Here is a 12,615-nt window from a genome sequence, read left to right on the forward strand (position 1 = left end):
GAGTAACCATGACCGATCGTACCGAAGACGCGCCCAACGAAATCCTCGCCGCCGCCAAAGAGGCCAAGGAGCATGCCGTCGCGGCCGCCGAAGCCACAGCGGATTCAGTGAAGGAACAGACGCGCAACTGGCCGCTGGGCAAGATCGGGCTGGGCGTCGGAATCGGCTCGGCCGCGATCGCCGCGGCGGTGCTGTACGGCACCCGCAACAAGTCCAAGTAACCCGCACTCCATCAAGAGGGTCTTCATGCGCCTTTTCCGTGCCGCGCTCCTGCTCGGCGTCGCCGCCCTTCCCTCGCTGGCGGGGGCACAGATCGCCGCTGCCCAAGGTGAACAGGGGGGGCGCACGGAAAGCGTGAAGCCCATCGATTTCACGACGCGCACCCTGCCCAATGGGCTGCGCGTCTATGCCATTCGCGATACGACGACGCCCAACGTCTCGGTCCAGGTCTGGTATGACGTCGGGTCGAAGGATGACCCCAAGGGCCGCTCGGGCTTTGCGCATATGTTCGAGCATCTGATGTTCAAGGCGACGCGCAACCTGGTCCCCGAACAGATGGATCGCCTGACCGAGGATGTCGGCGGCTATAACAACGCCTCCACCGCCGATGATTACACCAATTATTTCGAGGTGGTTCCCGCCAACCATCTGCAACGCCTGCTCTTCGCCGAGGCGGACCGCATGGCTGCGCTGGTGGTCGAGCCCAAGAGCTTTGCCAGCGAACGCGACGTGGTGAAGGAGGAACTGCGCCAGCGCACGCTTGCCCAGCCTTATGGCAAGCTGTTCTCCATCTATTATCCCAAGCTGGCCTATAGCGTGCATCCCTATGCGCGGCCGGGCATCGGCAGCCTTGAGGAACTGGAGTCGGCTGGGATCGACGATGTCCGGGCCTTCCACGCCACCTATTACCGGCCCGACAATGCGGTGCTGGTGGTGTCGGGCAATTTCGATCCGGCGCAGTTGAACCGCTGGGTCGACCAATATTTCGCGGGCATCCAGCGTCCCGCTAATCCGATCCCGCGCGTGACGGTGCAAGAACCGGAGCGGACCCAGGCCGTATCCCGCACGGTCTATGAGACCAACACGCCGCTGCCCGCCATACTCATCAGCTATCACATCCCGCCCGAGCGGAGCGCCGACACGCCCGCGCTGATGGTACTGAACGCGATCCTGTCGGCAGGCGAAAGCTCGCGGCTGTACGAGGATCTGGTCTATCGCGACCAGTTGGCGCAATCGGCCTCGACCTTCCTCGACACCAAGCAATCGACCGGCAATCTCGTCGCCTATGCGATGATGGCCAGCGGCAAGCCGGTGGCCGAGGGCGAGGCCGCGCTGAAGAAGGAAATCGCCCGGCTGCGCGATACGCCCGTCTCCGCCACTGAACTCGCCGAGGCGAAGAACGAACTGCTTACCTCCGCGCTGAAGCAGCGCGAGACCGCCGAGGGTAAGGCCAGCCTGATCGCCAACAGCGTCATCATCGACGGCGATCCCAGCGCCGCCGATCGCCAGATCGCCGCGGTGCAGAAGGTCACCGCCGCCGACATCCAACGCGTCGCCCGCGCCTATCTGAACGACCGGCAGAGCGCGACCATCCGCTATCTGCCCGATAGCGATCGCCCGGCGAATGTCCGTGAAATGCCGATCGAGATCGCACCCAGCGTGCAGGTCGCCGCGCTGACCCCGCCCGCCAATATCCCGGTTGTCACACCCGCCCCCGAGGGCGAGCGCATCCTGCCCCCCGCCCCCGGCCAGGCGATCGCTCCCACCCTGCCCCAGCCCGTCACCGTCACCCTGCCCAACGGCCTGCGCGTCGTGACGGTCGAGCGGCACGACCTGCCCCTGGTCACCGCCTCGCTGGTCGCGCTGGGCGGGGCCGCGACCGATCCGGCGGGCAAGGCGGGCGCGAGCAGCCTGTCCGCCGAATTGATGACCAAGGGAACGCAGTCCCGTTCCGCCACGGAGATCGCCCGCGCGGTCGAAAGCCTGGGCGGTTCAATCGCCAGCAGCGCGACCGATGACGGCGCGAGCATCGACCTGACCGTCCCCTCGGCCCAGGCGGATACGGCGATGACGATCCTGGCCGATGTCGCCACCCATCCCGCCTTTGCCCAAGAAGAAATCGACCGGGCACGAACCCAGTTGATCGACAGCCTGAACGTCGCGATGAAGAATCCGGCGCAACTCTCGGCGATGGTCGCGGACCGGGCGGTCTATGGCGCCAGGGCCTATGGCCAACCGCTCTCGGGCACGCCGAATTCGCTCAAGGCGCTGACCCGCGCCGACCTGACCGCCGCCTATGCGCGAAGCTGGAAGCCGGGACAGGCGACCCTGTTGCTGGTCGGGGACGTCACGCCCGCCCAGGCCCGCACGCTGGCCGAACGCCATCTGGGCGGTTGGCGCGTCGCGGGGGTCGCCACCGCCGCGACCAGACCCGCCGAACCCGCCTTCCCTGCGCCGCGCGTCATCGTGGTCGACATGCCCGATGCCGGACAAGCAGGCGTGGTCGTCGCGCGTTCGGGTATTCGCCGCGCCGACGACCGCTATTACCCATTGGCTGTTGCCAATACGGTGCTGGGCGGCGGCTTCTCGTCGCGGCTCAATCAGGAAATCCGTATCAAACGCGGCCTTGCTTATGGCGCGGGCAGTTCGGTAGCGACCGGTCGCGACATCGGCCTGATCTCCGCCCGGACCCAGACCAAAAATCCATCCGCGGCCGAAGTGGTCGGCCTGATCGATGCCGAGATGCGCCGGCTGGGCAGCGCCCCCGTCTCGCAGGATGAATTGTCGACGCGGCAGGCGGTGCTGGTCGGCGGCTTCGGCCGGACGATCGAGACCACCGACGGCATTGCCGACATCCTTGCCAGCTACACCCTTCAAGGTGTGCCGCTGGAGGAACTGAGCCGGTACATTCCGCGCGTTCAGGCGGTCGACTCGACGGCGGTCCAGTCTGTCTCCGCGGCGCTGCTCGATCCCCAGGTGGCGAGCATCGTCGTGGTGGGTGACGCCAAGCAGTTCCTGCCCGCATTGCGTCAAGCCCATCCGCAGGTCGAGGTGATCCCGGCGGAATCGATCGACCTCGATTCCCCCAAGCTGCGCTGACACCGATCCCTCCCCAGGCGCGGCTTGGGGAGGGGGACCGCCCGAAACTCGGTGGGGGGCCGGGCCCGGCACGACGCAAAATCCTTAACCCTCTCGGGTATAGCCACAAACCGGATATGCCATAGCGGGAGGAGTCCCCATTTTGCGGGTGGCGAGGCAGACGGTAAGACGGATGGTACAGGTCTGGCTGGCGCTGGTCGGCCTGATGCTGACGTTCGGCCTGATGCTGGCGGCGCAGGGAGCCCGGCGACACTCGGAGCAACAGGCGGTGGCCCCGTCTTTGCCTCCACCAGCTACCCCGCCCATAGCGGCCGGTGGACTGCCCGCCCTTGATGGCAGCACGGGGACGGTCGCCCTGCCCGCGCTACCCATCCCGCCGAGCGTGAGTCCCGCGGATCAGGGCATGGTCGCCGCCCGCCCCTTTCGCTGGGGATCGGCCACCGCGATCGATCGGGCCCGCGCGATGCAGTGCCTGACCGCCGCCATCTATTATGAAGCCAGCGGCGAGAGCATCGACGGCCAGCGCGCCGTGGCGCAGGTGGTCCTGAACCGGGCGCGCCATCCGGCCTTTCCCGGCACGGTGTGCGGCGTCGTCTATCAGGGGATGGAGCGGGCGCATTGCCAGTTCAGCTTCGTCTGCGATGGCGCGCTGGCTCGTAGGCCCGCGGTGGACGGTTGGGCGCGGGCGGCCCGCATCGCCGCCTCGGCCTTGTCGGGCAACGTGTTCGCTGCGGTCGGGCTTGCCACCCATTACCATACATTCGCGGTCGCCCCGTCCTGGAACCGGGCGATGGTGATGACCGACATGGTCGGCGCGCATCTGTTCCATCGTTGGAAGGGATATTGGGGCACCGCCGCGGCGATGAGCCGGGCCTATCGCGGCGGGGAAGTCCTACCCGTGCCGCCAGCCACCGACAGCAAGGCGGCGACGGCAAGTGACGCGCCTTCACCCGATCCAAAGGCACTGGCCGTTCCCCCGACGACCGCGATAAGCGCCAGCGTCGCCGCTCCGCCCGCCCCGCACGGCAGGACAGATGCGACCAGTGGTACGGTCATCAGTGACCGGCTGGCCCGGTCCGGCGAGATACTCGACAAGTGGAAGGATAGCGGCCGCCCGATCGAGCGGCCGGACGGACCGCGCCCGAGCTTGGCGGGCGCGGTCCCCGTCACCGATCAACGGCGGTGATGACGGTCGAAGCGGTCATGCTTTTCGAAGCGGACCTGACGGCTGAGCACCGCATAGCGGCGGTCGAGATCGTTGCGCTCCGATGCGCTCAGCCCGCCACCCGAACGGCGATAGCGATATTCGAGCTGGCTGAGATCGCGCAATTGCGAACGCAGGCGGACCGCCTCACGCCGGTCCAGCGCGCCCGAGCGAATGCCCTGATCGATCCGCGTCTGGAGCTGGCCCTGGCGCTGGGCGATCGGGGTCCAGCGCTGCGCATCGGCGACCGACGGAACGGCGATGGTGGCGAACCCCAAGCCTGCGAGAATCATGGCCTTCATGACGTTACTCCCATTACAAAGCGGGCGATTACTGGCCCGAACGCAAAAATGGGGGGCGGTGATCGCAGAGCTGTCCCAATCACTTAACGAAAGTGTCACCAAGTGTCGCAAGTGCGCGAGCTTCGTTCATCTTCACTCGGCAGGCAGCGCGCCACAGTTGCAAGCCTATCCGATCAACGGACACGCTGGTCGGCTTGCCGTGCCTATGGACTGGATCGCCGCACCCCATAAAAAGGGGCCGGTCCGTCGCGTCCGAATGGAGGCGACAAACCGACCCGTTTCCTCATACGCCGACCGGCTCAGCGGCAGCGCACATTATTCCGCTCGATCGCACGTCCGGCCAGTGCGCCACCAGCGGCACCCAGCAGCGTACCGAGCGTCTGCGAGCCACCCGAGGTGATCGCAGCGCCCAGCGCACCACCCGCGATCCCGCCGACGATCAGGCCGGTGGTGCCGTCGTTGCGGCGGCAATAATAACGGCCGTCCTGCCCGACATAGACACGGTCGTTGCGCCCCAGGCGCCGCTCGCGATAGCGCTGATTATCGACATAGTAGCGGTCGGCATAATAGCCGCCATAAGCGGGATCGGGGCGGTTATAGTCATAGGCGTAACGCGGTCCGCCGAAGTCGCCGCCGCCATAGGTCGAACATCCGGAAACCAGCGTCGCGGCCGCAACCAGGCCGAGTGTCATTGCACGCATTGCATCCTCCCTCATGGGTCGTGCGGGGAGAATCGCTCGGTCGCGCGAAAAGTTGCGATACGTTAAATATGGCGTGCGCATCGTCCCGAAGGGCCTGGGATTCGCTTCGCTCAGGCGGAGTGACCGTGGCGTTGGGACTGCCGGTCCGAGCCACCCTTCACCCCAGCCGTCTTCGGCCCAAGCGAAGGCGAAGGCCATGAGACCACCGGTCCCATGGCCCCGAAACGCTATTCGGCCGCCTGCGCCTGTCCCTTATCGAGCAACGGCTTGAGATACTTGCCCGTAAAGCTGCGCGGTTCGGCCGCGACGACTTCAGGGGTGCCGACCGCGACGATCTCGCCGCCCTTGACGCCACCTTCGGGGCCCAGATCGACGATCCAATCGGCGGTCTTGATGACATCGAGATTATGCTCGATCACCACCACCGTATTGCCTTGCTCGACCAGCGCATGCAGCACTTCGAGCAGCTTGCGCACATCCTCGAAGTGAAGCCCCGTGGTCGGCTCGTCGAGGATGTAGAGCGTGTTGCCCGTCGCTCGGCGCGAGAGTTCCTTGGCAAGCTTCACCCGCTGCGCCTCGCCGCCCGACAGGGTGGTCGCCTGCTGGCCGACCTTGACGTAACCCAGCCCCACCTCGACCAGCATCGCCATCTTGTCGCGGATCGGCGGCACCGCCTGGAAGAATTCGGCGGCGTCCTCGACCGTCATGTCGAGCACATCGGCGATCGAGTGGCCCTTGAACTTCACCTCCAGCGTCTCGCGATTGTAGCGCGCGCCGTGGCAGACGTCACAGGTGACATAGACGTCGGGCAGGAAGTGCATCTCGATCTTAAGGACGCCATCGCCCTGGCACGCCTCGCACCGGCCGCCCTTGACGTTGAAGCTGAACCGGCCGGGCTTGTACCCGCGCGCCTGCGCCTCGGGCAGCCCCGCGAACCAGTCGCGAATCTGGGTGAAGGCGCCGGTATAGGTGGCCGGGTTCGACCGGGGCGTGCGGCCGATCGGCGACTGGTCGATGTCGATCACCTTGTCGAGATGTTCGAGCCCGCTGATCTTTTCATGCTTGCCCGCCAGGATGCGCGCGCCGTTGAGCGTCCGCGCGGCGGCGGCATAGAGGGTGTCGATGGTGAAGCTCGACTTGCCCGACCCCGACACGCCCGTGATGCAGGTGAAGGTGCCGAGCGGAATGCTCGCGGTCACGCCTTGCAGGTTGTTGGCGGTCGCCTTGTGCACGGTCAGCTTCTTGCCCGATCCCTTGCGGCGCTTGGCGGGCACCGCGATCTCGCGCGTACCGTTGAGGTAATCGGCGGTGATGCTGGTCTTGGACTTGAGCAACTGCTTGAGCGTGCCGTGCGCGACGATCTGGCCGCCATGCACGCCCGCCCCCGGCCCCATGTCGATGACATAATCGGCGGTGCGGATCGCATCCTCGTCATGCTCGACCACCAGCACGGTGTTGCCCAGGTCGCGCAACCGCCGCAGCGTCGCCAGCAACATGTCGTTGTCGCGCTGGTGAAGCCCGATCGACGGCTCGTCCAGCACGTACAGTACGCCCGACAGGCCCGAACCGATCTGCGACGCCAAGCGAATCCGCTGGCTCTCGCCACCCGACAGCGTGCCGCTGGTCCGGTCGAGATTCAGGTAATCCAACCCGACATTGTTGAGGAAGCCCAGCCGCTCGATGATCTCCTTCAGGATCGGCTGCGCGATGGCACGCTGCTGGTCGGTCAGATGCTCAGGGAGTCCGGTGAAGAAGGACAGCGCATCGACCACCGACAGCCGCGTCGCGTGGCTGATGTCCTGCATCGCGATCTTGACCGCCCGCGCCTCGGGCTTCAGCCGTGCGCCGTGGCAGACTTCGCAGGGCTGCGACGACTGATAGTTGGACAATTCCTCGCGCATCCAGGCGCTCTCGGTCTGGAGCATCCGGCGGTTGAGATTGCCGATCACGCCCTCGAACGGCTTCTTGACGTCATAAGACTTCTTGCCGTCGATGAAGGTCAGCGTGACCGCCTTGCCCTTAGTGCCGTGCAGGATCACCTCCTGCACCTTGGGGTCGAGGTCCTTCCACGGCGTCTCCAGCGAAAAGCCGAACTCGCGCGCCAGGCTGCCCAGCACCTGCATATAATAGGGGCTGGGCGGATTGGACCTGGCCCAGGGCACGACCGCGCCCTTCTTGATCGACAGTTCGTGATTGGGGACGACCAGATCCTCGTCGAAGATCAGCTTCTCGCCCAGGCCGTCACAGGCCGGGCACGCCCCCTGCGGCGCGTTGAACGAGAAGAGGCGCGGCTCGATCTCGGAGATGGTGAAGCCGGAGATCGGGCAGGCGAATTTCTCCGAGAACACGATGCGGCCATCGGGCGCATTGTCACCCAGCACCGCCGATTTGGGCGTGTGCGGCTCGACCGGATCGGCGGGATCGACATAGGCAAGCCCGTCGGCCAGCTTCAGCGCGGTCTCGAAACTGTCGGCAAGGCGCGTGGCGATATCCTCGCGCACTACCAGGCGATCGACCACCACCTCGATGTCGTGCTTGAACTTCTTGTCGAGCGCCGGCGCCTCGTCGATCTCGTAGAGCTGGCCGTCGATGCGGACACGGGTGAAGCCCGCCTTCTGCCACTCGGCCATTTCCTTACGATACTCGCCCTTGCGCCCGCGCACCACGGGGGCGAGCAGATAGAGGCGCGTACCCTCGGGCAGCGTCATCACCCGGTCGACCATCTGGCTGACCGTCTGCGCCGCGATCGGTTCGCCGGTGGCGGGGCTGTAGGGAATGCCGACGCGCGCCCAGAGCAGGCGCATATAGTCGTAAATCTCGGTGACCGTCGCCACGGTCGAGCGCGGATTGCGGCTGGTCGTCTTCTGCTCGATCGAGATGGCGGGCGACAGCCCCTCGATATGGTCGACGTCCGGCTTCTGCATCATCTCCAGGAACTGGCGCGCATAGGCCGACAGCGACTCGACATAGCGGCGCTGCCCTTCGGCATAGATGGTGTCGAACGCGAGCGAAGACTTGCCCGACCCCGACAGGCCGGTGATCACCGTCAGCGTGTCACGGGGAATGTCGATATCGACATCCTTGAGATTGTGCTCGCGCGCGCCGCGGACGGAAATCTTGGTCAGCATAGGGCGGGTTCTACTTCTGTTCCGGGATAAATGCCAGAGGCGAGATAGGAAGCGAGGCTCTCACTTTCGAGAGCCGAGACTTGCGGTAACGTACGGCAATCGCCCATGATCCCGGCCGGGGCATGGGGATTGCACTTCTCGATGGCTCCATGTGATATAGTATCACATCCTGTTTGTGGAGACCTTCCATCTTGTCGAAGACCCTGCATCTGTCCGCGCTGTTGCTGCTCGCCGCCGGTACGACCCCGGCATTCGCGCAAAAGGCGGAGAAGACTGAAACCAAGACGACGACCACCGAGAAGAAGGACGACGAGGCCAAGCGCCCGCCCCTTCCCGACGACAAGACGATCACCCAGACCGCGCGGATCGGCGGCAGGGTCGTCAGCTACAAGGCGACCATCGGCAAGATCCCGGTGCGCGACGACAAGGGCAAGGAGATCGGGCAGGTCGTCTACACCGCCTATACCGTGCCCGGCGGCGATGTGCGGCGGCCGGTGACCTTCGCATTCAATGGCGGGCCGGGTGCGTCCTCGGTCTATCTCAACATGGGCGCGGTGGGGCCGAAGCGGGTGCCGTTCGGCGCACAGGGCGATGCGCCGTCCGACGCGCCGATCACCACCGACAATCCCAATAGCTGGCTGGACTTCACCGATCTGGTCTTCATCGATCCCATCGGCACAGGCTTCAGCCGCAGCCTGGTCGACGAGGCGGAGACGAAGAAGGCCTTCTACGCCAACGATCCCGACATCAAATATCTGTCCAAGGTCGTCTATGACTGGCTCGTCAAGGAAGGGCGCTTGCGCTCGCCCAAATATGTGATGGGCGAAAGCTATGGCGGGTATCGCGCGCCGCGCATCGCCTATGAGCTCCAGTCGCAGATCGGCGTCGGGGTCAACGGGCTGGTGATGGTGTCGCCCTATCTCGATCCGGCTTCGGGCGACGATGCGACGGCGCTGTCGCCCCTGCCGTGGATGATCGACCTGCCCTCTATGGCGGCCGCGCAGCTGGAACGGCAAGGCAAGCTCAATGCCGAGTCCATGGCCGGCGTCGAGGCCTATGCGCGCGGCGATTACCTCCGCGATCTGATGCGCGGGCGGTCGGATACGCAGGCGGTCGACCGTCTGGTCACGCGGGTGGCGGAACTGACCGGGCTCGACCCGGCGCTGGTGCGCAAGCTGGGCGGGCGGGTCGATACGCGCACCTATCTGCGGGAAATCCACCGCAACGATTCTACGATCGGCAGCATCTACGACTCGAACGTCACCGCCTTCGACCCCTTCCCCTGGTCGTCGCAGCAGCGCTCGAACGACCCGTTGCTCGACTCGCTGATCGCCCCGACGACCAGCGCGATGGTCGATTTCGTGACGCGCGAAGTGGGTTGGAAGACCGACGCCCGCTATCATGCGCTGTCCTATGAGGTGAACAGCGCCTGGGATCGCGGAAAGCCCGACGACACACCCGTCACCGACCTGCGCAAGGCGATCGCCAACGATCCCAAGATGAAGGTGATGATCGTCCATGGCTGGGACGACCTGTCCTGCCCCTATTTCGCGTCTCGACTGATCGTCGATCAGATGCCCAGCTATGGCGTGGCGCAGCGTGTGCACCTGAACGTCTATCCGGGCGGGCACATGTTCTACAGCCGCTCGGACAGCGGCGCGGCATTCCGGCGCGATGCGATGGCGATGTACGGGGGGTGAGTCTCCCACCCCTGCGGAGACCTATCCCGCCGCCGTTCACGCTGAGCGCGGTCGAAGCCCACGCCCCGTCTGGCGCCTCAGGCCAACCCGCGCTAACACGCCGACCGTATACGAAACGGAGCGAATAGCATGGCAGGAATGATCGGGGGATCGACGGCGGAGCGCGAACTGGCGAGCCTGTCGCTTTGGGCGAACCCCGCTCCGGTCATCACGTCGGAGGAGCGTGCACAGAGGCTGGCCCGCGCGCGCGAATTGATGGGGCAGATGGGGGCCGATGCGCTGCTGATCGGTGCGGGTGCCAGCTTGCGCTACTTCACCGGTGTCGCCTGGGGCCCCACCGAACGGCTGGTGGCGATGCTGTTGCCGATCGCGGGCGATCCGGTCTTCATCTGCCCGGCCTTCGAACTCGGGTCTTTCGAGGCGAGCCTGGCCATCCCCGCGACCGACATCCGGCTGTGGGAAGAGGATGAAAGCCCCTCCGCGCTGGTCGCCGATGCCTTGACGGCGGCGGGCGCGAAGACATTGGCGATCGACCCGGCCATGGCGTTCCTGTTCGTCGAGCGTATCCGCGCCGCCGCGCCGGGCGTGGCGCTGGTCGATGCCGGACCGGTGGTCGATGGCTGTCGCATGATCAAGTCGGCGGCCGAAATCGCGCTGATGAAACAGGCCATGGCAATGACGCTGGAGGTCCACCGCAGCGCCGCGCGCATCCTGCACGAGGGCATTCGCGCGTCCGAGGTGATCCGCTTCATCGACGCGGCGCACCGGGCGCTGGGAGCGTCGACGGGCAATTATTTCTGCGCGGTACAGTTCGGCCGCTCGACCGCCTTTCCGCATGGCTTGCCGCAGGACGATGTGCTGCGCGACGGCGATGTGGTGCTGGTCGATACCGGTACGCTGATCGACGGCTATCATAGCGACATCACCCGCACCTATGCGTTCGGCGATGTCGGCGACGAGGTCCGCCGCATCTGGGATATCGAGAAGGAAGCGCAGGCCGCCGCCTTCGCCGCCGTCCGGCCGGGCGTGCCGTGCGAGGCGGTCGATTACGCCGCGCGGGCGGTTTTGGAGCGCGCCGGGCTCGGTCCCGATTACCGTCTGCCCGGCCTGCCGCACCGCACCGGGCACGGCATCGGCCTGTCGATCCACGAGCCCGCCTATCTGGTGCGCGGCGACCGGACGCCGCTGACGCCGGGCATGTGCTTTTCCAACGAGCCGATGATCGTCGTACCGGAGCGTTTCGGCGTACGGCTGGAGGATCACTTCTACGTCACCGAGACGGGCGCGGCGTGGTTTACCGAGCCGCAGCCCGCGATCGACGATCTCGGGTAAGGCGTGACCCCGGCTGAGGCCGGGATTGGTTCACGCGAAGACGCGATGCCGCGAAGGATTTTGTTCGCGCCCTCGCGCCTTCGCGCGACGATCGCCTCAGACGACGGTGAACCCGGCCCAGAACGGGTCCTCGCGATCGATCCAGATCGTGTTGAACCCGGTCGCGATCGCCGAGCCCTGGATCGACGGCACGATCGCGGCCTGACCGCCCAGTTCGGTCGCTTCCTCGACCCGGCCGATGAAGCGGCTGCGGATATAGCTTTCGTGGACGAAGCGGTCGCCGACGCGCAAGCGCCCCTTGGCCGCCAGATGCGCGAGGCGCGCCGAGGTGCCGGTGCCGCACGGGCTGCGGTCGATCGCGCGTTCACCATAGAAGACCGCGTTGCGCCCATCGGCATCCTCGGCCGAGGGCTTGTCCGCCCAGAGCACATGGCTGACCCCCCGGATCGAGGGTTCGAGCGGATGCACCGGCTCGAACTTCTCGCGCACCAGTTCGCGGATCGTGCGGCTGAGTTCGACCAGCTTCGACGCGCCCAGATCGTCCAGCCCGGTATAGGCCCCCTGCGGCTCGACAATGGCGTAGTAGTTGCCGCCATAGGCGACATCCAGCGTCAGCGGGCCGAAGCCCGGCACGTCGATCTCGATTCCCTCGGCCGCCAGATAGGCGGGGACGTTGCGGATACGGACCGCCGTGACCTTGGCGCCTTCCTTCTCATATTCGATATGGATGGTGCCGGCGGGCACTTCGACCTTCAGCTTGCCGGGTTCGCGCGGGGTGATGAGCCCATGTTCCAGGCCGAAGGTGATCATGCCGATCGTGCCATGCCCGCACATGGGCAGGCAGCCGCTCGTCTCGATGAACAGGATCGCGGCGTCGCTGTCGGGCTCGCAGGGCGGATAGAGGAAGCCGCCCGACATCATGTCATGCCCGCGCGGCTCGAAGCACAGGCCGGTGCGGATCCAGTCGAACCGCTCCAGAAAATCCAGCCGCCGCTCGGCCATGGTCGATCCGCGCAGCAGCGGTGCGCCGCCCGCCACCAGCCGGACGGGATTGCCCGCGGTGTGGCCATCGATGCAGAAAAAGGTATGGCGGATCGTAGGTGACGTCATCGGGATTCCCTTGCTGTAAATTCCGTATACGATATGACC

Annotated in this window: 9 protein-coding genes; 5 read left to right on the top strand and 4 right to left on the bottom strand. The window is 66.0% G+C overall.

The features are described 5' to 3' along the window. Window positions 1–8: 8 nt before the first annotated feature. The 3 genes from NZL82_RS08305 to NZL82_RS08315 all read left to right on the top strand — a co-directional run bounded on the left by NZL82_RS08305 (window position 9) and on the right by NZL82_RS08315 (window position 4,285). Window positions 9–221, top strand: a complete 213-nt coding sequence (locus tag NZL82_RS08305) for a hypothetical protein (protein ID WP_261269282.1) — start codon at window positions 9–11, stop codon at window positions 219–221. Window positions 222–246: 25 nt separating this feature from the next. After that, complete coding sequence (locus NZL82_RS08310; RefSeq protein WP_261269283.1) at window positions 247–3,099, top strand: pitrilysin family protein; 2,853 nt, start codon at window positions 247–249, stop codon at window positions 3,097–3,099. Between the two features lie 172 nt (window positions 3,100–3,271). After that, window positions 3,272–4,285: a cell wall hydrolase gene (locus NZL82_RS08315; RefSeq protein ID WP_261269284.1), complete on the top strand. Its 1,014-nt coding sequence runs from the start codon at window positions 3,272–3,274 to the stop codon at window positions 4,283–4,285. Here NZL82_RS08315 and NZL82_RS08320 read toward each other — a convergent pair. The 3 genes from NZL82_RS08320 to uvrA all read right to left on the bottom strand — a co-directional run bounded on the left by NZL82_RS08320 (window position 4,273) and on the right by uvrA (window position 8,434). Continuing rightward, entirely contained in the window at window positions 4,273–4,605 is a 333-nt protein-coding gene (locus NZL82_RS08320; protein WP_261269285.1) for a hypothetical protein, read from the bottom strand. The genes NZL82_RS08315 and NZL82_RS08320 overlap by 13 nt on opposite strands. Window positions 4,606–4,904: 299 nt before the next feature. After that, the gene (locus NZL82_RS08325; RefSeq protein ID WP_261269286.1) at window positions 4,905–5,306 is read right to left on the bottom strand and encodes a glycine zipper 2TM domain-containing protein; all 402 of its coding nucleotides are present in this window, start codon (window positions 5,304–5,306) and stop codon (window positions 4,905–4,907) included. A gap of 227 nt (window positions 5,307–5,533) precedes the next feature. After that, window positions 5,534–8,434, bottom strand: a complete 2,901-nt coding sequence (uvrA, locus tag NZL82_RS08330) for an excinuclease ABC subunit UvrA (protein ID WP_261269287.1) — start codon at window positions 8,432–8,434, stop codon at window positions 5,534–5,536. A gap of 191 nt (window positions 8,435–8,625) precedes the next feature. Here uvrA and NZL82_RS08335 point away from each other — a divergent pair, with 191 nt between their 5' ends. Both NZL82_RS08335 and NZL82_RS08340 read left to right on the top strand, forming a co-directional pair. Beyond that, window positions 8,626–10,134: a S10 family peptidase gene (locus tag NZL82_RS08335; RefSeq protein WP_261269288.1), complete on the top strand. Its 1,509-nt coding sequence runs from the start codon at window positions 8,626–8,628 to the stop codon at window positions 10,132–10,134. A 129-nt stretch (window positions 10,135–10,263) separates the two neighbouring features. After that, the gene (locus tag NZL82_RS08340) at window positions 10,264–11,466 is read left to right on the top strand and encodes a Xaa-Pro peptidase family protein (RefSeq protein WP_261269289.1); all 1,203 of its coding nucleotides are present in this window, start codon (window positions 10,264–10,266) and stop codon (window positions 11,464–11,466) included. A gap of 96 nt (window positions 11,467–11,562) precedes the next feature. On the opposite strand, the gene NZL82_RS08345 is transcribed toward NZL82_RS08340, so the two are convergent. Next, window positions 11,563–12,576, bottom strand: coding sequence for a 4-hydroxyproline epimerase (locus NZL82_RS08345; RefSeq protein WP_261269290.1), 1,014 nt, complete (start codon window positions 12,574–12,576; stop codon window positions 11,563–11,565). Between the last annotated feature and the right edge of the window lie 39 nt (window positions 12,577–12,615).

It is taken from the genome of Sphingomonas sp. LC-1 (assembly GCF_025371035.1).
Lineage (GTDB): Bacteria > Pseudomonadota > Alphaproteobacteria > Sphingomonadales > Sphingomonadaceae > Sphingomonas > Sphingomonas sanguinis_E.

Coding starts and splice junctions, on each gene's coding strand:
- NZL82_RS08315 (WP_261269284.1), top strand. CDS start 3,272: ATGGTACAGGTCTGGCTGGCGCTGGTCGGCCTGATGCTGACGTTCGGC.
- NZL82_RS08320 (WP_261269285.1), bottom strand. CDS start 4,605: ATGAAGGCCATGATTCTCGCAGGCTTGGGGTTCGCCACCATCGCCGTT.
- NZL82_RS08345 (WP_261269290.1), bottom strand. CDS start 12,576: ATGACGTCACCTACGATCCGCCATACCTTTTTCTGCATCGATGGCCAC.
- NZL82_RS08325 (WP_261269286.1), bottom strand. CDS start 5,306: ATGCGTGCAATGACACTCGGCCTGGTTGCGGCCGCGACGCTGGTTTCC.
- uvrA (WP_261269287.1), bottom strand. CDS start 8,434: ATGCTGACCAAGATTTCCGTCCGCGGCGCGCGCGAGCACAATCTCAAG.
- NZL82_RS08310 (WP_261269283.1), top strand. CDS start 247: ATGCGCCTTTTCCGTGCCGCGCTCCTGCTCGGCGTCGCCGCCCTTCCC.
- NZL82_RS08340 (WP_261269289.1), top strand. CDS start 10,264: ATGGCAGGAATGATCGGGGGATCGACGGCGGAGCGCGAACTGGCGAGC.
- NZL82_RS08305 (WP_261269282.1), top strand. CDS start 9: ATGACCGATCGTACCGAAGACGCGCCCAACGAAATCCTCGCCGCCGCC.